Source organism: Luteibacter sp. PvP120 (genome assembly GCF_054055715.1).
The window spans coordinates 112,978-133,109 of record NZ_JBSRXP010000001.1 but is presented as its reverse complement, the minus strand read 5'-3'; the positions used below and the strand labels follow the sequence as shown (position 1 = coordinate 133,109).

The 20,132-nt window shown below is 66.8% G+C and carries 20 protein-coding genes; 11 read left to right on the top strand and 9 right to left on the bottom strand.

Features of this window, described 5'->3' with window-relative positions; translation table 11 throughout:
• Position 1: 1 nt before the first annotated feature.
• The 6 genes from bamB to ndk form a co-directional block, all read right to left on the bottom strand.
• Positions 2–1,201 (bottom strand): outer membrane protein assembly factor BamB, encoded by a 1,200-nt coding sequence (bamB, locus tag ACVKN3_RS00580; protein ID WP_285404706.1) that lies wholly within the window; start codon positions 1,199–1,201, stop codon positions 2–4.
• Complete coding sequence (locus tag ACVKN3_RS00575) at positions 1,198–1,848, bottom strand: YfgM family protein (RefSeq protein ID WP_036141569.1); 651 nt, start codon at positions 1,846–1,848, stop codon at positions 1,198–1,200. Before ACVKN3_RS00575 ends, bamB begins: the two co-directional genes overlap by 4 nt.
• A gap of 151 nt (positions 1,849–1,999) precedes the next feature.
• Entirely contained in the window at positions 2,000–2,977 is a 978-nt protein-coding gene (locus ACVKN3_RS00570) for a helix-turn-helix domain-containing protein (RefSeq protein WP_081916901.1), read from the bottom strand.
• 89 nt (positions 2,978–3,066) lie between these two features.
• Entirely contained in the window at positions 3,067–3,837 is a 771-nt protein-coding gene (pilW, locus tag ACVKN3_RS00565; RefSeq protein WP_354513227.1) for a type IV pilus biogenesis/stability protein PilW, read from the bottom strand.
• Positions 3,827–4,951 (bottom strand): 23S rRNA (adenine(2503)-C(2))-methyltransferase RlmN, encoded by a 1,125-nt coding sequence (rlmN, locus tag ACVKN3_RS00560; protein WP_285404700.1) that lies wholly within the window; start codon positions 4,949–4,951, stop codon positions 3,827–3,829. The genes pilW and rlmN overlap by 11 nt, the downstream gene beginning before the upstream one ends.
• Positions 4,952–4,959: 8 nt before the next feature.
• A complete protein-coding gene (ndk, locus tag ACVKN3_RS00555) occupies positions 4,960–5,385 on the bottom strand; it encodes a nucleoside-diphosphate kinase (RefSeq protein ID WP_036141578.1) in 426 nt (141 codons plus the stop codon).
• 244 nt (positions 5,386–5,629) lie between these two features.
• Between ndk and ACVKN3_RS00550 the strand changes: the two genes are divergently transcribed.
• From ACVKN3_RS00550 to ACVKN3_RS00540, 3 genes are read left to right on the top strand one after another with little or no spacing between them, the layout of a single operon-like run.
• On the top strand, positions 5,630–6,304 hold the full coding sequence (locus tag ACVKN3_RS00550) for a TetR/AcrR family transcriptional regulator (protein WP_051938820.1): 675 nt from the start codon (positions 5,630–5,632) through the stop codon (positions 6,302–6,304).
• Between the two features lie 37 nt (positions 6,305–6,341).
• Positions 6,342–8,711 carry a 3-hydroxyacyl-CoA dehydrogenase/enoyl-CoA hydratase family protein gene (locus ACVKN3_RS00545; RefSeq protein ID WP_354513229.1) on the top strand — a complete coding sequence of 790 codons (2,370 nt, stop codon included), beginning with the start codon at positions 6,342–6,344 and terminating at the stop codon, positions 8,709–8,711.
• A 51-nt stretch (positions 8,712–8,762) separates the two neighbouring features.
• The gene (locus ACVKN3_RS00540) at positions 8,763–9,971 is read left to right on the top strand and encodes an acetyl-CoA C-acyltransferase (protein ID WP_036141583.1); all 1,209 of its coding nucleotides are present in this window, start codon (positions 8,763–8,765) and stop codon (positions 9,969–9,971) included.
• 250 nt (positions 9,972–10,221) lie between these two features.
• Here the strand turns inward: ACVKN3_RS00540 and ACVKN3_RS00535 are convergent, their stop codons facing one another.
• Entirely contained in the window at positions 10,222–10,557 is a 336-nt protein-coding gene (locus ACVKN3_RS00535) for a tRNA-binding protein (RefSeq protein WP_036141586.1), read from the bottom strand.
• A gap of 229 nt (positions 10,558–10,786) precedes the next feature.
• Here ACVKN3_RS00535 and ACVKN3_RS00530 point away from each other — a divergent pair, with 229 nt between their 5' ends.
• The gene (locus ACVKN3_RS00530) at positions 10,787–11,311 is read left to right on the top strand and encodes a 3-hydroxyanthranilate 3,4-dioxygenase (protein WP_354513231.1); all 525 of its coding nucleotides are present in this window, start codon (positions 10,787–10,789) and stop codon (positions 11,309–11,311) included.
• 73 nt (positions 11,312–11,384) lie between these two features.
• On the opposite strand, the gene ACVKN3_RS00525 is transcribed toward ACVKN3_RS00530, so the two are convergent.
• Positions 11,385–11,948, bottom strand: coding sequence for an NUDIX hydrolase (locus ACVKN3_RS00525; RefSeq protein WP_354513234.1), 564 nt, complete (start codon positions 11,946–11,948; stop codon positions 11,385–11,387).
• A 141-nt stretch (positions 11,949–12,089) separates the two neighbouring features.
• On the opposite strand from ACVKN3_RS00525, the gene ACVKN3_RS00520 reads away from it, so the two are divergent.
• From ACVKN3_RS00520 to ACVKN3_RS00510, 3 genes are all read left to right on the top strand, one after another.
• The gene (locus ACVKN3_RS00520; protein WP_354513235.1) at positions 12,090–13,061 is read left to right on the top strand and encodes a hypothetical protein; all 972 of its coding nucleotides are present in this window, start codon (positions 12,090–12,092) and stop codon (positions 13,059–13,061) included.
• A 217-nt stretch (positions 13,062–13,278) separates the two neighbouring features.
• Complete coding sequence (locus ACVKN3_RS00515; RefSeq protein WP_285404693.1) at positions 13,279–14,775, top strand: amino acid permease; 1,497 nt, start codon at positions 13,279–13,281, stop codon at positions 14,773–14,775.
• An 89-nt stretch (positions 14,776–14,864) separates the two neighbouring features.
• Positions 14,865–16,307, top strand: coding sequence for an amino acid permease (locus tag ACVKN3_RS00510; protein WP_354513237.1), 1,443 nt, complete (start codon positions 14,865–14,867; stop codon positions 16,305–16,307).
• A gap of 224 nt (positions 16,308–16,531) precedes the next feature.
• Here ACVKN3_RS00510 and ACVKN3_RS00505 read toward each other — a convergent pair whose 3' ends face one another.
• Complete coding sequence (locus ACVKN3_RS00505) at positions 16,532–16,864, bottom strand: high-potential iron-sulfur protein (protein WP_354513239.1); 333 nt, start codon at positions 16,862–16,864, stop codon at positions 16,532–16,534.
• Positions 16,865–17,032: 168 nt separating this feature from the next.
• On the opposite strand from ACVKN3_RS00505, the gene ACVKN3_RS00500 reads away from it, so the two are divergent.
• The 4 genes from ACVKN3_RS00500 (at position 17,033) to ACVKN3_RS00485 (ending at position 20,073) form a co-directional block, all read left to right on the top strand.
• The gene (locus tag ACVKN3_RS00500) at positions 17,033–17,677 is read left to right on the top strand and encodes a methylthioribulose 1-phosphate dehydratase (RefSeq protein ID WP_354513241.1); all 645 of its coding nucleotides are present in this window, start codon (positions 17,033–17,035) and stop codon (positions 17,675–17,677) included.
• Positions 17,674–18,249 (top strand): 1,2-dihydroxy-3-keto-5-methylthiopentene dioxygenase, encoded by a 576-nt coding sequence (locus tag ACVKN3_RS00495; protein ID WP_285404689.1) that lies wholly within the window; start codon positions 17,674–17,676, stop codon positions 18,247–18,249. The genes ACVKN3_RS00500 and ACVKN3_RS00495 overlap by 4 nt, the downstream gene beginning before the upstream one ends.
• Before the next feature lie 65 nt (positions 18,250–18,314).
• Positions 18,315–18,998: an acireductone synthase gene (mtnC, locus tag ACVKN3_RS00490; RefSeq protein ID WP_354513243.1), complete on the top strand. Its 684-nt coding sequence runs from the start codon at positions 18,315–18,317 to the stop codon at positions 18,996–18,998.
• Complete coding sequence (locus ACVKN3_RS00485; protein ID WP_354513245.1) at positions 18,982–20,073, top strand: C13 family peptidase; 1,092 nt, start codon at positions 18,982–18,984, stop codon at positions 20,071–20,073. The genes mtnC and ACVKN3_RS00485 overlap by 17 nt, the downstream gene beginning before the upstream one ends.
• Positions 20,074–20,132 lie beyond the last annotated feature (59 nt).

Sequence of the window (20,132 nt, the reverse complement as noted above, 5' to 3'; positions counted from 1 at the left end):
ATCAGTTCGTGGCGATGCGGTAGGCGCCGATGTGGCCCTCGACATCTTCAACGAACACGGTGTCACCCACCACGACGGGCTGGGCACGAATGGCTTTCTTGGACAGGCGCTCGCGGGCGACGATCTTGCCGTCGGCCGCGGCCATCCAGTGGATGTGGCCGTCGAGGTCACCGACCACGACGTAGTTGCCCTGCACGGCAGGGCCGGTCAGCCAACGGTATTTCAGGTCGGCCTGCTTCCAGATGTTGGCGCCGCTGCTCTTGTCGAAGGCGAACACCTGCGACTGGTCGTCCACGCCGTAGACCGCGTTGTCCTTCACGTCCAGGGAGGTGAACGTGGAGAACCCGTGGTTCCACAGCGGGCGACCGCTGGGGCCGTCGATGGCGGTGAGGTTGCCGTGGTAGGCGGCGCCGTAGATCGTGGTGCCGTCGAGCACGAGCGCACCGTCGGCATCGTTGAGGCGATCGATCTCGGTACGACCTTCACCGCTGGACAGGGTCTGTTCCCAGAGCTTTTCGCCGTTGTCCAGGCGGATCGCGACCAGCTTGCCGGCATCGCTGCCGAGGAAGACCACGCCGTTGGCGACCAGCAGGCGGCCGTTGCCGCGCAGGCTGAGCAGCGGCACCTGGGACTGGTCGTACACCCAGCGACGCTCGCCGTTGGCGGCGTCGATACCGTAGACACGGCCGTCGTTGCAGCGGACCACCACGATGTCACCGGCGATGACCGGCGCGGCGATGACTTCCGAGGAGAGCTCCGCCGACCAGCGACGCGCGCCGTCCTTGGTGCTCATGCCATAGAGGTGGCCATCGAGCGTGCCGATGGCGAGCAGGTCGCCGGCAGCGCCGGGGCCGCCGGAGAAGCGGGCGTCCTCGCGCTTGGCGTCGCCCCAGCCGAACCAGCCGTGCTGGCGGGTGCTCTTGGACCAGAGGGTCTTGCCCGTCGCGGCGTCGAATGCCGCGATCTTGCCATCCGTGCTGGCGGCGTAGACCACGTTGTCGACGACGGCCGGACGCATGCGCACGCCGGATTCCGCCGCGCCATCACCGATGCCGGACTTCCAGAGGCGCTGCACCTTCAGGGTCGGCTCGAACTTCTTGTCGAGCGGGGTCGGCGGTTCGACGTTTTCCTTCTTGAACGAATGGCAGCCGGCCAGAACGACCAGCGACGAAGTCAACGCGATTGCCCAGAAACGTTTCATGCACCCTGCTTCCCGGCCACTGCCAGATCATCGAGCTTGGTTTGAACGACACCGCGTTGCGGTGCACTGTCGCCCATCGCGGCGATCGCCGCCTCATAGGCCTTGCGTGCGTCGTCGTGGCGTCCAAGCTTGACCAGCGCATCGCCGCGGAGTTCCTGCGCGATCGCCACGAAGGACTTGCCCTGCATCGCGTCGAGCGAGCTGATGGCGTCCTGCGGCTTGCCCTGGGCAAACTTGAGTTGCGCGACACGAAGCTGCGCGAGGGTTTTCAACGCGTCGTCCTTGGCGTGGGCCACGGCCCAGTCGAGGTCGCCGGATGCCTTGTCCAGCTGGCCGGCCATGACGTTGCGCTGCGCACGCTCGCCAGCCGCGAACACCGACCAGGCGGTGTCCGAGTAATCCTTCAGCAGGGTCTCGGTGCGCAGATCGATCTCGTTGGCGCGATTCTGCGCCACGGCCGCCTGCAGCGCGGCGTATTCGCCCGCAGCGGCCTGCTCGTGGCCGGCGCGATGCGATTTCCACTGCTGCCAGCCGAAGATCAGCACCAGGCCGAGCGCGATGCCGACGGCGATCGACACGCCGTTCCTGCGCAGCCATTGCTGGACGCGTTCACCCTGTTCGTAATCGTCGTATACGTCGAATGACATGCAATCACCCACTGCGCTCCGCGCAGCACATCCTGGAGGGAACAAGCCCGCACCTGCCATCGGGACGATGACGGGACGGATCAATAGGCAAGGATAACCGAAAAGCGCAGGCCGGCGGCGCCGCGCTGAGACGGCGCGGCCTTAGCGGCGATCAGTTCGCGATCGGCGTGGCCTTGCCGTCGCGGATATCCACGCGGAAACGCGCCACATTGGCCCGACGGAAGGCATCCAGCGAGACCGCCTGGCCGTCGACCGTGGCCTGGGCACCGGTGGCGTTGCCGATGCGGACCTCGAGCGGGCTGTCGCTGCGGTAGGACTTCTGCGTGCCCGCGGGCAGGATGCCGTATTCCAGGCGCGAACCATCGGCGGCGGTGACTTCCACCCAACTGGCTGACGGCAGCGAGAGCGACAGGCTGTGTGCACCCTGCCCCTTGGCCGCGTCTTCGGTTACCGGCGCGGCGGCGGACGTCGCCAGCGGTGCCTTCGCCGCGCTGCGATCCAGCGGCGGGAACATCGCCATCGATGCGAGCAGGGGCTGCTGGTCCTCGACGCGCGATTCCGCGGCGGGAGCGGCGGCGGGACCACCGGCCGGCGTAGCGGAAGCGACGGCGCTGGATGTGCTCGGCGCCGGTGCGTCCTGCTGGGCGACGGGCGACGCGTCCAGGGGCGACAGACGCGGCATGTCACGGTCGAGCGTGCCGCGCACGCCCAGCCAGACCATCGGCACGACGATCACGGCCGTCAGCACCACATAGGTGGCGGCAGTGACGTAACGGTCGAGGAGGTAGCGCGAGTGCGAGATGCCGCCCGTGACCACCAGTTCCGGCTGACGGGGCGCCAACGTGGCCAGCTCGGCCTGGATGGCTTCCGGATCCACACCGAGGTGGTCGCCGTATTTGCTCAGGTAGCCGGCCAGGTAGACCTGGTAGTCGATGCCGCCGTACTCGCCGGCTTCCAGCTGCCTGAGAAGGCGCGACGGCAGGCGCAGGGCCTGGCCGCAGGCTTCGATCGTGTAGCCGCGGGCCTCGCGGGCCGCCCGCAGGCGGGCGCCGAGCCCGGCGCTCCCGGCGGCGTGATCGATGAGGACACGACCGCTCTCATCGGCGTTCACGTCGAACTGGGGTTCCATGGCGTGCTCCGTAGGTGCATTCGGCGCGATGCCGGCGAACAGGTCCTGTTCGCGGTCGTCCCGACCGGAATTATTCGAAGGTACGGATGTCATTGACGTGCGCTGGCTTCGAGGGTGTGCGCCTGTTCCGAATCCGGGAACTGCGAGCGCAGACGTTTGGCGTAGTCCTGGGCAACCTCCCCGTTGCCCAGACGGAGCTCGATGTCATGACCGAGCTTCAACGAATCCGGACTGGGCTTGCCCAGCGCTTCATAGCGCTGCAGGAAGGCCCGTGCCCGGAAAGCATCGTTCTTAAGGTACAACAGGTCGGCCAGCTGATACAGGGCATCGGCGTTATTGGGGTTACGCTGCAGCGCCTTGCGGAAGTAATCCTCCGCGGCCGGATAATCCTTCGCCTGCATCTGGCACGTACCCGCGTTGGTCAAGGCGAGGTCAGGCGTTTCGTAGAAGGGATCGGCCAGGGCGCGATCGAAGAACGGCCGGGCTTCCACGCCGCGCCCCTGCTTGCACAGGAAAACGGCCAGGTTGTTGTTGACCGAGCCCTTCTTCGGGTCGAACTCGATCGCCTTGCGGTAGTGCAACTCGGCATTGACAGGATCGTTGATCCGCTCGTAAAGCACCGCGATCACCGTGTGCGCCGGCACGTACTTGGGATCGAACTGGAGCGCCTTCTGCAGCTTTTCCATGGCGCCCTGGAGGTCGCCATCCTGCATGTAGCGCTGGCCCAGTTCCGTGTGGACCTCGGCGCCCTTGGCGCGCTCGTCGGCGGCCGACGAGGGCTTGAGCCCGGATTCGCCGGCCACGCAGCCGGCGCAGGCCAGCACCAGTGCCGCCAGCAAACCCCAACGCTCAAGCCGCATTCACCGCTCCCTCTTCCAGCTTCCGGCGGAACTCGGCCTGGCGGCGCGTGCGGTCCACCACCTGACCCTTCAGCTGGCCGCAGGCGGCGTCGATGTCGTCGCCACGCGTACGCCGCAACATGGTGAGCACGCCGGCATTGAGCAGCTGGGTCTGGAAATTGCGGATGTCGTCCGGGCTGGAACGCTCGAACCGCGTGCCCGGGAACGGATTGAACGGGATCAGGTTGACCTTGTTGGCGCCCGGCAGGCGGCGCATGAACTTGACCAGCTGCTTCGCGTGCTCCGGCCGGTCGTTCACGCCCTTCATCAGGGTGTACTCGAAGGTGATGGAGGTTCGCGGCGCGCGGTTGATGTAGCGCTCGCAGGCAGCCATCAGTTCGGCCAGCGGGTAGCGCTTGTTCAGGGGCACAAGTTCCGTGCGCAACTCGTCGTTGGCCGCATGCAGCGATACGGCGAGCGACACGTCGCTCTCCGCCGACAGCTTGTCGATCATCGGCACCAGGCCGGCCGTGGACAACGTGACCCGCTTGCTCGCCAGGCCGAAGCCCAGGTCGTCGCGCATCAGGCTCATCGCCTTGACCACGTTGTCGAAATTGAGCAACGGCTCACCCATGCCCATCATCACCACGTTGGTGATGCGACGCTGCTGGTGCGGCACGTTGCCGAGATGTTTGGCCGCGACCCATACCTGGCCGATGATCTCGGCCGTGGACAGGTTGCGGGAGAAGCCCTGGGTGGCCGTGGAGCAGAACTGGCAATTCAGGGCGCAGCCGACCTGCGACGACACGCACAGCGTGCCGCGGGTCGGCTCCGGGATGTAGACGGTCTCGATGGCGTTGCCGCCATCCATACCCAGCAGCCACTTCTGGGTGCCGTCGACCGCGGTCTTCTCGAACGCGGTCTTGGGCGGGCCCACGTAGCAGCTGGCACTGAGCTTTTCGCGCAACGCCTTGCCGACATCGGTCATATTCTCGAAATCGCTTTCGAGACGGTGGTAGATCCACTTCATGACCTGTTCGGCGCGATAGGGCTTCTCGCCGAGCTGGGCGAAGAAATCGCGCAGGCCGGCGCGATCGAAATCGAGCAGGTTGACCTTGTCGGCGGGCGTGTTCACGGCGTGCCTCAGTGCGAAACGACGTCCGAGTCGTTGAAGAAGTACTTGATTTCGTTGGCGGCATTCTCGAGCGAATCCGAGCCGTGGACGGCGTTGGCGTCGATCGAGTCGGCGAAGTCGGCGCGGATCGTGCCCGGCGCGGCGTCCTTCGGATTGGTGGCACCCATCAGGTCGCGGTTCTTCAGGACCGCGCCCTCGCCTTCCAGCGCCTGGATCATCACCGGACCGGAGATCATGAAATCGACCAGGGCGCCGAAGAACGGACGCTCCTTGTGCACGGCGTAGAAGCCTTCGGCCTCTTCGCGGGTCAGCTGCTTCATCTTCGCGGCAACGATCTTGAGACCGGCCTTCTCGAAGCGAGCGAGGATTTCACCGATGACGTTCTTCTTGACGGCGTCGGGCTTGATGATCGAAAGGGTGCGCTCCAGCGCCATACGGATGCTCCGGGAAATGGAAAAAAGAAAGACAAGTATGCCGGGGCCCGCGGGGACGCCCGGTGAAAGTTTGAGGCCAAAGCCGTCAGGAATGACTGACTTAGCTCACGAAATCTTGACAGATTCTAGCTCAATCGCAAGCTGCTTGCAGCCATGTGCGGTCGCACATTGACCCTTTCGAGTGCCCGGGCGTATTCTCAAACGATCGTTTGATTCAAACCCTGCCGCCTGCGGAGTCCGCCGAATGACGAACGCCCCCTACGCGTCGCGCGAGCGCAGCACCAAGGAACGTATCCTGGGTGCTGCGGAGGCCCTGTTCGCCACCCACGGCTTCGCCGGTGCGTCGCTGCGCCAGGTGACCGCCGCGGCCCGGGTCAATCTCGCCGCGGTGAATTACCACTTCGGCTCGAAGGACAAGCTGATCGAGGAAGTGTTCCGTCGCCGCCTCGACGAGCTGAACAGCCGGCGCCTGGCCGCCCTGGGCAAGGTGGCCGGTGGCGAAGGTACCCGCCTCGAGGATGTCCTCGACGCCTACATCCGCCCCGCGCTGGACCTGTCCCGCAACGATGGCGGTGGCGCCGCCTTCGTCCGCGTGCTGGCCCGGGCGTATGCCGAGCATAACGAGACCCTGCGGCGGTTCCTGTCCGAGAACTACGGCCACGTGCTTCGCCAGTTCGCCGGCGAGTTCGCCCGGCTGCTGCCGGGCCTGCCCAAGGAAGACATCTACTGGCGGCTCGATATCGTCACCGGCGCCCTCACCTACGCCATGGCCGATTTCGGGATCATCCAGCGCAAGACCGACGTGGCCGAACGCGACCACCGCGAAAGCGCCGCCGAGCACCTGATCCGCTTTGCGGCGGCCGGCCTGCGCAGCCCGGCCGTCTCGCCCGCCCCATCGCCTACCCCCGCCGCTCGCTGACCGCGGGACGCATCCTCACGCATCACCGGAGATCACCATGACCGCAACACCGTTACGCATTCGCAAGGCCGCGGTACTCGGCGCCGGCGTCATGGGCGCGCAGATTGCCGCGCACCTGACGAACGCCAACGTGGAAACCGTCCTGTTCGACCTGCCCGCCAAGGACGGTCCCAAAAGCGGCATCGCGCTGAAGGCCATCGCCAACCTGGCCAAGCTGTCGCCCGCGCCCCTGGCCGAAAAATCGCTGGGCGCCGCGATCATCCCGGCCAACTACGAAGACGACCTGGCCCAGCTGGCCGACGTCGACCTGGTGATCGAGGCCATCGCCGAGCGCATGGACTGGAAACTCGACCTCTACCAGAAGATCGCGCCGCACGTGTCGAAGACCGCCGTGCTGGCCAGCAACACCTCCGGCCTGTCCATCAACGGCCTGGCCGAGGCGCTGCCGGAAAACATGCGCCACCGCTTCACGGGCGTGCATTTCTTCAATCCGCCTCGTTATATGCACCTGGTGGAGCTGATCCCGACCCGTCTCACCGACGGTGCCGTGCTGGAAGGCCTCGAAGCCTTCCTCACCACCACCCTCGGCAAGGGCGTGGTCTACGCCAAGGACACCCCGAACTTCATCGGCAACCGCATCGGCGTGTTCTCGATGCTCTCCACCATGCACCACACCGAGCAGTTCGGCCTGGGCTTCGACACCGTCGACGCGCTGACCGGGCCGGCCATCGGCCGCCCGAAGAGCGCCACCTTCCGCACCGCGGACGTGGTCGGCTTGGACACCCTGGCCCACGTGGTCAAGACCATGGGCGACACCCTGCCGGACGACCCGTGGCACCGCTATTTCCAGCCGCCCGCCTGGCTGAAGGGCCTGATCGACAAGGGCGCGCTCGGCCAGAAGACCGGCGCGGGCTTCTACCGCAAGGCCGGCAAGGACATCGTGGTGCTCGACCTGCAGAAGCACGACTACCGACCGTCCGAGCCGAAGGCCTCGGAAGAAGTCTCCGCCATCCTCGCCATCCGCGACCCGGCCGAGAAATTCGCGAAGCTGCGCGCCTCGTCCGACCCGCAGGCACAGTTCCTGTGGGCCGTCTTCCGTGACCTGTTCCACTACACAGCCTTCCACCTGGCCGACGTGGCCGAGACGGCCCGTGACGTCGATTTCGCCATCCGCTGGGGCTACGGCTGGAAGCTGGGGCCGTTCGAGCTTTGGCAGGCCGCCGGCTGGCAACAGGTCGCGGGCTGGATCGCCGAGGACATCGCCGCCGGCAAGACCATGAGCAGCGCGCCCCTGCCCGCCTGGGTCACTGACGGTCGCACCGGCGTGCATGGCAAGGCCGGCTCCTACTCGGCCAGTGCCAACGCCGAGCAGCCGCGCTCCACGCACCCGGTCTATGCCCGCCAGGCGTTCCCCGACCCCATCCTGGGTGAAACCTTCGACAAGGGCACCACGGTCTGGGAGAACGAAGGCGTGCGCCTGTGGCATGCGGGCGACGACATCGGCGTGATCTCGTTCAAGACGAAGATGCACACGGTCAACGACCAGGTGCTCGACGGCATCCAGCACGCCATCGGCCTGGCCGAGCAGCAATTCCGCGGCGTGGTGCTGTGGCAGCCGTCCGAGCCGTTCTCGGCCGGTGCGGACCTCAAGGGCGCGCTGGGCCTGCTTCAGGCCGGCAAGCTGGCCCAGTTCGAGGCCATGGTGGCGAACTTCCAGGCCACCAGCATGCGCATCAAGTATTCGCTGGTGCCGGTGGTCGCCGCCGTGCGCGGGCTGGCCCTGGGTGGCGGCTGCGAGTTCCAGATGCACTCGGCGCGCACCGTGGCGGCGCTGGAGAGCTACATCGGCCTGGTCGAGGCCGGCGTCGGCCTGCTGCCGGCCGGTGGCGGCCTGAAGGAATTCGCCGTGCGTGCCGCACAGGCCAACCCGGAGGATCCGTTCGAGTTCCTCAAGAAGATCTTCGAGACGGTGGCGATGGCCAAGGTGTCGACCAGCGCGATCGAGGCAAAGGCCATGGGCCTGCTGCGCAAGGACGATATCGTGGTCTTCAACACGTATGAAGTGCTCCACGTGGCCAAGGCGCAGGCCCTGGCCATGGCGGAATCCGGCTACCGCCCGCCGATGCCCGGTCGCGCCATCCCGGTGGGCGGCGACGTGGCCACGGCCACCTTCAAGGCGTCGCTGGCCAACCTGGCCGAGGGCTATTTCGCCTCGCCGCACGATATCGACATCGCCAGCCGCATTGCCGACGCCCTCGCAGGCGGCAAGATCGAGCGCGGCTCGCTGGTCGACGAAGCCTGGCTGCTGGCCTTGGAGCGTCGCCACTTCGTGGAACTGGCGCAGACCGAGAAGACCCAGGCCCGTATCGCGCACACGATGACGACGGGAAAGCCGCTGCGTAACTGACGCGCCACGCGCTCTCACGCATTCGACTTTCCCCCTTAAAGGAACCACCCCATGAGCAAGCAAGTGCAAGATGCCTACATCGTCGCCGCCACCCGCACCCCAGTGGGCAAGGCGCCGCGCGGCGTGTTCCGCAACACCCGTCCCGACGACCTGCTGGCGCACGTCATCCGCGCCGTGATCGAACAGGCGCCCGGCATCGATCCGATGCTGATCGCCGATGCCGTCATCGGCTGCGCCATGCCGGAAGCCGAGCAAGGCATGAACGTGGCCCGCATCGGTGTGCTGCTGGCCGGCCTGCCGGAACAGGTGCCGGGCGTCACGATCAACCGTTTCTGTTCGTCGGGCGTGCAGGCCATCGCGATGGCTGCCGACCGCATCCGCCTGGGTGAGGCCGACCTCATGCTGGCCGGCGGCACCGAGTCGATGAGCATGGTGCCGATGATGGGCAACAAGATCGCCATGAACCCGGCCATCTTCGAGAACGACGAGAACCGCGCCATCGCCTTCGGCATGGGCATCACCGCGGAAAAGGTGGCCGAGCGCTGGAAGGTCAGCCGCGAGGACCAGGATCGCTTCGCCCTGCAGTCGCACGAGCGCGCGTTCGCGGCCATTGCCGCCGGCGAGTTCAAGGACGAAATCACGCCGTTCCAGCTCGACGACCGCTACCCGGACCTAGCCAACCACAGCGTGCGCGAGGATCGCCGCGTCATCGATACCGACGAAGGCCCGCGCAAGGACACCACGCTCGAGGTGCTGGGCAAGCTTCGTCCCGTGTTCCGCAACGGCCAGTTCGGCGGCTCGGTCACGGCCGGCAACTCCTCGCAGATGTCCGACGGTGCCGGCGCCCTGCTGATCGCCAGCGAGAAGGCGATCAAGGACTACGGCCTGACCCCGCTGGCCCGCTTCGTGGGCTTCTCGGTGGCCGGCGTGGCGCCGGATGTCATGGGTATCGGCCCGAAGGAAGCCATCCCCAAGGCGCTGAAGCAGACCGGCATCACCCAGGACCAGCTCGACTGGATCGAGCTGAACGAGGCGTTCGCGGCACAAGCCCTCGCCGTCATTCGCGACCTCGGCCTCGACCCGTCCAAGGTGAACCCGCTGGGCGGCGCCATCGCCCTCGGCCACCCGCTCGGCGCCACCGGCGCCATCCGCGCCGCCACACTGATTCACGGCCTGCGTCGCCGCAAGCAGAAGTACGGCATGGTCACCATGTGCATCGGCACCGGCATGGGCGCCGCCGGCATCTTCGAGGCGCTGTAACGACCCCACCGGCCCGGCCACCCGCCGGGCCGGGCCGGGCCGGGCCGGGCCACCGTGCATGCCCGGTAGGAGCGCACGATGTGCGCGATCCCTCACCCTCACCCATGGCGAACGAAGTCACGCGCAACAACCGCGCCGGCGTTTCCGACGCCCACCGAAACCCGGATTCGCGCACATCGTGCGCTCCTACGGCAGCTGTGTGCCGTTGTCGCATGTCGTTACGCCATCCGTGTGCCGTCGCCGCATGCCGTTACGCCATCCGCGTGCCGTTCGGCACCGGTCTCTCCGTGGTCGTGATGACCACGCCCTCGTCCGTGTGGAAGCCGGTCAGCAGGAACTGTGAACGGAACGGGCCGATCTGCTTCTCCGGGAAATTGATGACCGCCACGATCTGCCTGCCGACCAGGTCTTCCGGCCGATAGATCGCCGCGACCTGCGCGCTGGTCTTGCGCTCGCCGTGCGGGCCGAAGTCCGCCCATATCTTGTAGGCGGGCCGTCGCGCCTCGGGAAACACCTCGGCACGCACGACGGTACCCGCCACGATCATCACCTTCTCGAAATCGGCCCAGCTGATCTCGTCGTCCATCCTCGTCTCCTCATCCATCATCGTCTCCCGTGGCGCCACGCCTGCGCAGGAGCGCACGCCGTGCGCGATAATCCGCACGAACCCACGCATTGGTAGGAGCGCACGATGTGCGCGATGATCCCCCAAGACCCCCCACGTTGGTAAGAGCGCACGATGTGCGCGATCCTGCGAGACCGGGTAAAAAGCATCGCGCACATCGTGCGCTCCTACACACAGGATGACGCCGACCATGAGCCTGCTGCCGCCGATCGACCTGCAACGCTGGATTGCGGAAAACCGCGCCCTGCTCAAGCCGCCCGTCGGCAACAAGTGCATCGTCGACGGCGACTTTATCATCATGATCGTCAGCGGCCCCAACGCCCGCACCGACTACCACTACGACGAAGGCCCGGAGTTCTTCTACCAGCTGGAAGGCGAGATGGTGCTCAGGGTGCAGGACGATGGCCAGGCACGCGACATCCCCATCCGCGCCGGCGAGATCTTCTATCTTCCGCCGCGCACGCCGCATTCGCCGCAACGCATGCCGGATTCGGTTGGCCTGGTGGTGGAGCGGCGGCGCCTCGCGGGGGAGCGCGACGGCCTGATGTGGTTCTGCCAGAACTGCAACCACACGCTGTTCGAGACCTATTTCACCCTCGACAGCATCGAGAAGGATTTTCCACCCGTGTTCGACACGTTCTACAGATCGATCGACGCGCGCACCTGCAAGCGGTGCGGCACGCTGCATCCGGCACCGGACAGGTACAAGGACTGATCGATCCCGTGGCGCAGATCGGCCTGGGGAGCGAATCGTCCGTGTCCGCGGCAACGCCGGTAACGCTTACGGATCAGTCCGTGACCAGCGGATGCCCGGCAGCCAGCCACTTGCCCGCCATGCGCCGCAGCGACGGTTCGACGCGCTCGTCGTGCGCCAGGTCCACGATGGGCACCCAGGCAAGCGACAACGATTCCGCATTGGCGACGAACGCCTCGTCGGCTCCCGCGACCACGACGTAACGCACGTCGTAATGCCAGTGTTCCGGCTCGTGGCCCCGCGCGGGAATCCGATGGGCATCCACGTCGAAGATCTCCCGCCGCACCGCGAGCCCGCGCAGGCCGGTTTCCTCTTCCGCCTCGCGTAGCGCTACCGCCGCCAGGTCCGGATCGCCATCGGCGTGGCCGCCCGGCTGCAGCCACCGGCCGAGCTTGGCGTGCAGCATCAGCAACACACGCGTGCCGTCGCGGCTGACCAGCCAGGCCGAACCGGTGAAATGACCTTCAAGGCTTTCGCGCTCGAACGGCCGTTCACCACGTTCCAGCCAGGCGACGCAGCGGTCGGCATCGGGCTCGTCCGGCTGACGTTCGCCGTATCGGCGCAGGGCGGACATCAAGGCAAGGCGATCGGTAGACATGGGCGGGCTTGGCGGCGGTCAGGCTGCTGATTGTCGCACGTCATTTTCAGACTAATCCGATGTTATCGGGCGGGCGGAGCCGCCTAGGATGCATTTCAAGCGCATGACGCGCCTGGCAGATCTCCACCCGCAAGGAATCGCATGAACGCTCACCTCCGCGCCGCCACCGCCCTCTCGTTAGCTCTTGCAGCACCGCTCGCCCTCGCTGCGCCGTCCGACACGCCGCACGCGTCGCCCGACTTCACCGGCCCGCTGGTAACGCCCGCTGTCAACACGATGCCGGCCGGCATGCTCAACGTCGAACCCTACCTCATCCATACCAACACCCGCGGCACCTACGATAACGACGGGCACCGCCGCGAACAGCATGCGATGTACCGTCAATGGCAGGTCGCCGTGCCGGTCACCTACGCGCTGACCGACAGCAGCGCCGTGCAACTCACGCTCAACGCCTCGCGCACCTCGGGCGCCGGCCGCCATACCGACGGTCTGCGCATGGGCGACACCGTGGTGCGAGTGCAGCAGCGCCTGCGGGCACCGGCCGCGGATGGTACCGGACTGATCCTGGCCCTGGCGCTCGCCCAGCGCCTGCCGACAGGCAGTTTCCAGCGACTCGACAACAACCCGTTGAACGCCACCGGCAACGGTGCGGCCCGCACCACGGTCAGCCTCGGCGCCCAGCAACTCCACTGGCTGGCCAACGACCATGCGATGCGCTGGCGCAGTCAGCTGGCGTGGAGCCCCTCGCCCGGCCATGTACGCGTCCGCGACAGCAGCGTCTATGCCACCGACAGCGGCTTCCGCGGCTTCGCGCGACCGGGCCAGGCCTGGAACGCCACCTTCGCGGCCGAGTATGTACTCGACGGGCGCTGGGTGCTGGTCGGCGAAGCCATCTGGAACCGGGCCAGCGCCGTCGCCGTGGCAGGACACGACGGACACGGGCAAAACATCCGACACCGCGTACCCGCAAGCCACGACATCGGCCTGGCACCGGCCCTGGAGTACCACTTCAGCCCGACCGTCGGCCTGATCGCCGGCGTGCAGTTCACGGTGGCCGGGCGCAACGCGGGCGACTACGTGGCCCCGCAGGCCGCGCTCAACATGGTGTTCTGATGGAGCAGCATCGCGTCATGCACAACCGCCGTAAGTCATGCTCGACATTCCCACCGGTACGTGCAGCGCCTTGGCGCGCCTCGCATCGCAGCTTGTACGCCCAATGCCCGCTGGGCTATGGTGCCGTGCCAGCGCTTCCGGGCAGCGGCGTGTCCACCGTGACTCACGCGGCGGTCCCAAATAATAAAAGGCTACATTCCGGCAGTAGGGGAGACACATGTTGAAACACCTGTTCGCGACGCATCCGATCGAGGCCGCGCCGCACGTAGACGCCGGTGAGCACATCGACACCGGCGCCCACGGTAACGGTAACGGCGAGCTCAGGCGCGTACTCACCGCCAGGCACCTCATTCTTCTCGGTGTCGGCGCCGTCATCGGTGCAGGTATCTTCGTGATCACCGGGCAGGCCGCTGCCCTGCACGCCGGCCCTGCCCTGGTCATCAGCTTCCTGATCGCCGGCTTCGCCTGCGCCCTGGCCGGCCTGTGCTACGCCGAATTCGCGGCCATGCTTCCCGTCTCCGGCAGTGCCTACTCCTATTCCTATGCCACGCTGGGCGAGTACGTCGCCTGGTTCGTCGGCTGGAACCTGGTGCTCGAGTACCTGTTCGCCGCCGCCACCGTCGCCGCCGGCTGGTCGGGCTATTTCAACGAAATGCTCGGCATGATCGGGCACATGGCCAACATCAACCTGGCCCTGCCCGCGGCACTGGCCTCGGCGCCGTTCCAGTTCGTCGACGGCCACATGCAGGCCACCGGCACGCTGATCAACCTGCCGGCGGTCTGCATCATCGCCGCGCTGTCGGGCCTGTGCTACGTCGGCATCACGCAGTCGGCCTTCGTCAACTCGATCATCGTGGCGATCAAGGTCACCGTGATCCTGCTGTTCCTGGCGTTCGCCGTGCAGGTGATCAACCCGGCCAACTGGCACCCGTTCATTCCCGCCTCCGAAGGCCCGGGCACGTACGGCTGGGGCGGCATCTTCCGCGCCGCCACCATCGTGTTCTTCTCGTACGTGGGCTTCGACGCGGTATCGACCGCCGCCGGCGAAGCGAAGAACCCGCAGCGCGACATGCCCATCGGCATCCTGGGTTCGCTGGCCCTGTGCACCGTGCTCTACATCGCGGTGGCGCTGGTCCTCACCGGCATCGCCCCGTTCCGCATGCTGAACACGCCGGAGCCGGTGGCCACCGCGCTCAGCCTCTACCCGCAGCTGTCGTGGCTGAAGGCGCTGGTGATCCTCGGCGCCATCACTGGCCTGTCGTCGGTCATCCTGGTGATGCTGATGGGCCTGCCGCGCATCTTCTTCTCGATGGCGAAGGACGGCCTGCTGCCGCCTACCATGGCCAAGGTGCATCCGAAGTTCCGCACGCCCTATGTCGGCACCGTGATCGTCGGCGTCGCCGCGGCGGCCATGGCCGGCCTGTTCCCGGTCAGCGTGCTGGGCGAGCTGGTCTCCATGGGCACGCTGCTGGCGTTCGCCACCGTGTGCATCGGCGTGCTGATCCTGCGCTACACACGCCCCGAACTGAAGCGCAGCTTCCGCGTGCCGTTCGTGTGGCCGATCTGCATCATCGGCGCGCTGGCCTGCATCTACCTGTTCTGGCAGGCGTTCGAGGAACACTGGCGCCTGATGTGCGGCTGGATCGTCATCGGCCAGGTCATCTACTTCGGCTATGGCTACGCGCACAGCAAGCTGCGCAAGTCGCTGGCCTGATCCTCGCGCGAACGTAAAAGGCCGGCGGGCTCCCGCCGGCCTTTTACGTTTACGGCTATTCTTTCCACGTCACTTCCTCCGGGCCGCCCATGCTCACCCAGCTACTCGCCAAGAAAGCTCCCCAGGCCGAACCCGACGACGCTCACGGTCCCGCGCTGAGGCGCACGCTCGGCCCCTGGGGGCTCACGGCACTGGGCATCGGTGCGGTCATCGGCGGCGGCATCTTCGTCATCACGGGCGTCGCCGCCGCGGAACACGCCGGCCCGGCCATCATCATCTCGTTCATCCTGGCCGCCATCTGCAGCACGTTCACCGCACTGTGCTATGCCGAGTTCGCCTCGATGATCCCAGTCTCGGGCAGCGCGTATTCGTATGCGTACGCCACGCTGGGCGAAGGCGCGGCGTGGTTCATCGGCTGGAACCTGATCCTGGAATACGGCGTGTCCGCCTCGGCGGTGGCGGTCAGCTGGACCGGCTATTTCGTCAGCCTGCTCGATCACGTCGGCATCCATATCCCGACCGCGCTGACCAACGCCCCGCTGGATTTCATCGACGGCCATTTCGTCTTCACGGGCGCGTTGTTCAACCTGCCGGCGGTCGGCATCACCCTGGCGCTCACCTGGCTCTGCTATGTGGGCATCAAGGAGTCCACGGGCATCAACATGGCGATGGTGCTGCTGAAGACGGCGCTGATCATCGTCGTGATCGTGGTGGGCGCCAGCCACATCGACACGGCCAACTGGCACCCGTTCATCCCGCAGAACCAGGGCGGCGACAAGTACGGCTGGGCCGGCATCCTTCGCGGTGCCTCGATGGTCTTCTTCGCCTACATCGGCTTCGAGGCAACCTCCACCGCCGCGCAGGAATCGAAGAACCCGCAGCGCGACATGCCCATCGGCACGCTGGCCTCGCTGGCCATCTGCACCGTGCTCTATATCGCCATGGCCGCCGTGCTCACCGGCCTGGTGCCCTTCGCGGAACTGGGCACCTCCGAGCCGGTGGTCACGGCCATTCGCCAGCACCCGGAACTGGGCTGGCTGCGCGGCATCGTGGAGGTCGGCGCGCTGATCGGCCTGTCGTCGGTGGTACTGGTGATGATCATCGCCCAGCCGCGCATCTTCATGATCATGGGTCGCGACGGCCTGATGCCGAAGGTGTTCACCACCATCCATCCGAAGTACCGCACGCCGCACATCAATACGGTGATCACCGGCGTGGGCATCGCCCTGCTGGCGGCGGTGTTCCCGCTCAACCTGCTCGGCGACCTCACCTCGATGGGCACGCTGGTCGCCTTCTGCGCGGTATGCGCGGGCGTGATGATCCTGCGCAGGACGGCCCCGGGCTTGCCACGGACGTTCCGGGTGCCGTTCGCCCCGGTCACCTGCGTGCTCGGCATCCTCAGCTGCGTCGCCCTGCTGTGGTCGATGGGGGTGCGTAACTGGGTGCTGATGGGCGTGTGGACCGTGCTCGGCTTGGTGATGTACGTCGCCTACGGCTATCGCCACAGCCGACTTCGAGCCGGCTCGAAGTAGGTTTTACAAGTTATTGATTTTTTGAATTAAATGAGTCGGGTGTGACTGTCATTTAACTGCCATTGGCCGGCTGCGGCGGGAGGGGAGTATGATCCTCAGTCCGCGGGTAAATCACTTGGCAGTGGGCCCCGGATTGCCGCCCGGCGCGTCGGGAGGGTCAGCTCCTCGACCCACGCGCCGGGCGGCATTTTGCTTTCCAGGGAGCACCCTGCCCGGCTTCCCCCTCAGATCATGACGGCGTGGGACACGCACCAGCCCTTGCTGGCCACGGCCTTGCCGGGGAACAACTGGCACGGCCCCCAGGCGGCATCGGCCTTGCCCTGGTAGAAGTTGCAGTTGAAGCAGGCATCCTTCGGGGTCGCCCGGCCGGCGGCCTTGCTGGCGTCCTCGGTGTACTTCAGCGCGGCGGCTGTCGGGTCGGTCGGGGCCAGATGGGGCAGGTCCTGGGCCCGTGCGGCGCGCGGCAAGGTGCCCAGCACGGCCGCGGCGGCCACGCCGCCCACGGCGGCCTTGAGGAAGCGGCGACGCCCCTCCATGTTCTCGGTGTCTTGCGACATAGGTGAACCTCCGTCGATGATGATCCGGCCCGCGGGCCGTACGGCCGGGATCGTACGCGTTTTGCCGAAAGGCAGTGGTTCGCATTACGCGCCTGACCGTGCACGGGCTGCCGCGGGGCCGTCATCCCCGCGTGGTACACTCCCCATCCGTTTGGACGTCCAAATCCCATGCCGACCAGCCTCTCCCCCATCGACCCCGCCCTGCTCGCCGATCGCGCCGACGCCATCGCGGACGCCGCACGCGAGCTGGCGTCGTTCGGCTGGACGCCCGCGACCAGCAGCAATTTCTCCATGCGCCTGGACGATACGCTGGCGGCCATCACGATCTCGGGCCGCGACAAGGGCCGGCTGGGCCGCGACGACATCATGGTGGTGGACATGCAGGGCCAGGCAGTGGGCTCGGACAACCGGCCTTCCGCCGAGACGGGCCTGCACACGCAGGTGTACCGCCGGTTTCCCGAGGCCAACGTGGTGCTGCATACCCATTCGCGCACGCAGAGCGTCTGCTCCCGGCTGTTTGCCGCCGAGGGCCGCGTGCGCCTGGAAGGATGGGAGCTGCAGAAGGCCATCACCGGCTACACCACCCACGAGAGCGTGCTCGAGATCCCCGTCTTCCCCAACACCCAGCACATGCCGGAGCTCGAAGCCCGCGTGGACGCCTGGATCGATGCCGGCAAGCCCCTGCCTGCCTACCTGATCGACGGGCATGGCATCTATACGTGGGGTCGCGACATGGCCGAGACACGCCGGCACCTGGAGGCCCTGGAATTCCTGCTGGGCTGCGAACTCGACCTGAGGAGGCTTTCCCCATGAGCCGTCTGCGTATCTACGACGACCACACCCACGATGCACCAGTCACCGTGCACGACGACCACGCCGCCATTGCCGCCGCCCTGCAGGCCGTCGGCGTACGGTTCGAGCAGTGGGAGGCCACCCAGCCGATCGCCCCCGGCGCCTCGCAGGACGAGGTCATCGCCGCCTATCGTGCCGACATCGACCGCCTGATGGCGGAGAATGGCTACCGCTCGGTCGATGTGATCAGCCTCAAGCCCGACCATCCGGACCGTGCCACCTTCCGGCAGAAGTTCCTGAACGAGCACACCCATAGCGAGGACGAAGTACGCTTCTTCGTGGCCGGCGCCGGGCAGTTCACCCTGCATATCGACGGCAGGGTCTACGAGGTGCTTTGCGAGAAGGGCGACCTGATCGGGGTGCCCGACGGCACGCCGCACTGGTTCGACATGAGCGAATCGCCCTATTTCGTGGCAATCCGCCTGTTCACCAACACCGAGGGCTGGGTCGCCGATTTCACCGGCACCGACATCGCCGAGCGGTTTCCCCGCATGACACCGCACGCCTCGGCCAAGCAGACCGGCCCGGCCTGACCGTTCCGCGGACGGGCCCGGTCGTTTATCCTGCGGAGTCTCCCCGGCCCACAGGCGTTCCCCGCATGTCCGATATCCGTGCCGTCCTCACCGACATCGAGGGCACCACCAGCTCGATCGACTTCGTCAAGGACGTGCTGTTTCCTTACGCCCGGCAGCACCTGCCCGCCTACGTGGAAACGCACACCGACGAGCCCGAGGTGCAGCACTGGCTGCACGAGGCCGCCAAGGAAGCCGGCATCGTCGAAGCCACGCGCGGCGAGATCATCGACCTGCTGATCCGCTGGATAGACGAAGATCGCAAATCCACGGCGTTGAAGGCCCTGCAGGGAATGATCTGGCGCGAAGGCTACGAGTCGGGCGTGTACACTTCGCACATGTACCCCGAGGTAGCGGCGCGGCTGCGTGCCTGGCATGCGCAGGGCCTGCAGCTCTACGTCTACTCGTCCGGCTCGGTGCCTGCGCAGAAGCTTCTGTTCGGTTTCACGGAATACGGTGACCTCACGCCGCTGTTCAGCGGTTATTTCGACACCCAGACCGGCCCCAAGCGCGAGACGGCCTCGTACCGCGACATCGCCGGGGCGATCGGCCTGCCGCCGGCACAGGTGCTGTTCCTGTCCGATATCCGCGAGGAACTGGACGCCGCCCGCGAGGCCGGCATGCGCACCATCCAGCTCGTGCGCCCGCCGACGACGCTGGTGGACGCCGGACATCCCGCTGTCGCCGATTTCGATGCCATTGCGCCTTGACCCGCGTCGCCGCACGGCGATCTACGCCCTGGCGGCCTTTGTCGCCGGCGCGCTGGGCACCGTAGGCATTCTGCAGCTCGGGCCGGCACGGCCCGTCACGCAGCCTGTGTCCGTGGCGGGACACGCCCTGCCCGCCGGTGGCTCGACAGCACAAACCGTCCGCGAGACGGGCACCCACCCTGCGGCCGCGTCCTCCACGACGGCCGTGACCGACCCCGCGGCGGAGCCGGACGCGGATGCCCCGACGCTCCTGGACGACAGCGCCTGGCCCGACGATGCACCCACGCCGGAGCAGGTCTTCGCCGCGCAACCGGCGCAGATGAAGACGTCGCTGTCGCGACTGGCACGCCGCACGCCCGGCAAGACCAACGTGTATGCCATCGCGTTTGCCGGCGACGGTTCGGAAAGCGTGTTCCGCAACGAGGCGGAATACCTCGATCGCCTGATGACCACGCGCTTCGGCAGCCCCGGCCACACCCTGGTGCTGGAGAATCACCCCGCCACGCTGTCGAGCCACCCGCTGGCTAGCTGGACCAACCTGGAGGCAGCGCTGGACGGCGTGGCCCGGGTGATGGACCCCAGGGAAGACGTGTTGTTGCTCTATGTCGCTACGCACGGCGGCAGCGACCACTCGCTGCTGGTCGACATGGACCCGATCCCCCTGGACCAGCTGGACGCCGACGGCCTGGCCGATATCTTCGCCAGCCATCCGTTCCGCTGGAAGGTGCTGGTCGTCAACGCCTGCTATTCCGGCGGCTTCGTGCCTAAGCTGCGCGGCCCCGGCACCCTGGTGATGACCTCGGCACGCGCCGACCGGACGTCGTTCGGCTGCGGCAGCGATTCGGACATCACGTATTTCGGACGCGCCTGGCTCGCCGACGGTCTCAATGCCACACCCGATTTCATCGACGCCTTCGGCAAGGCCAGGGCCGAGATCGCCGGCTGGGAGACCAGGGATTCGCTGGAGCCTTCGGAGCCGCAGATCGATATCGGCGAAGGTATCCGGGACAAACTCGGCGCATGGCGCAAGACGACGCCGGCCGGCCCGGTGGTTCCGTTCGCGCCTGCAAAATAAGGCGCGTGCCGGCAAACGCCGACACCAGGTCTGGGAACGCCGACGCCACGCCTTGGTAG

What these genes read in the sequence shown, in the direction of transcription:
- bamB (WP_285404706.1), bottom strand. Translation starts at nt 1,201, where the DNA reads ATGAAACGTTTCTGGGCAATCGCGTTGACTTCGTCGCTGGTCGTTCTG.
- ACVKN3_RS00575 (WP_036141569.1), bottom strand. Translation starts at nt 1,848, where the DNA reads ATGTCATTCGACGTATACGACGATTACGAACAGGGTGAACGCGTCCAG.
- ACVKN3_RS00570 (WP_081916901.1), bottom strand. Translation starts at nt 2,977, where the DNA reads ATGGAACCCCAGTTCGACGTGAACGCCGATGAGAGCGGTCGTGTCCTC.
- pilW (WP_354513227.1), bottom strand. Translation starts at nt 3,837, where the DNA reads ATGCGGCTTGAGCGTTGGGGTTTGCTGGCGGCACTGGTGCTGGCCTGC.
- ndk (WP_036141578.1), bottom strand. Translation starts at nt 5,385, where the DNA reads ATGGCGCTGGAGCGCACCCTTTCGATCATCAAGCCCGACGCCGTCAAG.
- ACVKN3_RS00550 (WP_051938820.1), top strand. Translation starts at nt 5,630, where the DNA reads ATGACGAACGCCCCCTACGCGTCGCGCGAGCGCAGCACCAAGGAACGT.
- ACVKN3_RS00545 (WP_354513229.1), top strand. Translation starts at nt 6,342, where the DNA reads ATGACCGCAACACCGTTACGCATTCGCAAGGCCGCGGTACTCGGCGCC.
- ACVKN3_RS00540 (WP_036141583.1), top strand. Translation starts at nt 8,763, where the DNA reads ATGAGCAAGCAAGTGCAAGATGCCTACATCGTCGCCGCCACCCGCACC.
- ACVKN3_RS00535 (WP_036141586.1), bottom strand. Translation starts at nt 10,557, where the DNA reads ATGGACGACGAGATCAGCTGGGCCGATTTCGAGAAGGTGATGATCGTG.
- ACVKN3_RS00530 (WP_354513231.1), top strand. Translation starts at nt 10,787, where the DNA reads ATGAGCCTGCTGCCGCCGATCGACCTGCAACGCTGGATTGCGGAAAAC.
- ACVKN3_RS00525 (WP_354513234.1), bottom strand. Translation starts at nt 11,948, where the DNA reads ATGTCTACCGATCGCCTTGCCTTGATGTCCGCCCTGCGCCGATACGGC.
- ACVKN3_RS00520 (WP_354513235.1), top strand. Translation starts at nt 12,090, where the DNA reads ATGAACGCTCACCTCCGCGCCGCCACCGCCCTCTCGTTAGCTCTTGCA.
- ACVKN3_RS00515 (WP_285404693.1), top strand. Translation starts at nt 13,279, where the DNA reads ATGTTGAAACACCTGTTCGCGACGCATCCGATCGAGGCCGCGCCGCAC.
- ACVKN3_RS00510 (WP_354513237.1), top strand. Translation starts at nt 14,865, where the DNA reads ATGCTCACCCAGCTACTCGCCAAGAAAGCTCCCCAGGCCGAACCCGAC.
- ACVKN3_RS00505 (WP_354513239.1), bottom strand. Translation starts at nt 16,864, where the DNA reads ATGTCGCAAGACACCGAGAACATGGAGGGGCGTCGCCGCTTCCTCAAG.
- ACVKN3_RS00500 (WP_354513241.1), top strand. Translation starts at nt 17,033, where the DNA reads ATGCCGACCAGCCTCTCCCCCATCGACCCCGCCCTGCTCGCCGATCGC.
- ACVKN3_RS00495 (WP_285404689.1), top strand. Translation starts at nt 17,674, where the DNA reads ATGAGCCGTCTGCGTATCTACGACGACCACACCCACGATGCACCAGTC.
- mtnC (WP_354513243.1), top strand. Translation starts at nt 18,315, where the DNA reads ATGTCCGATATCCGTGCCGTCCTCACCGACATCGAGGGCACCACCAGC.
- ACVKN3_RS00485 (WP_354513245.1), top strand. Translation starts at nt 18,982, where the DNA reads ATGCCATTGCGCCTTGACCCGCGTCGCCGCACGGCGATCTACGCCCTG.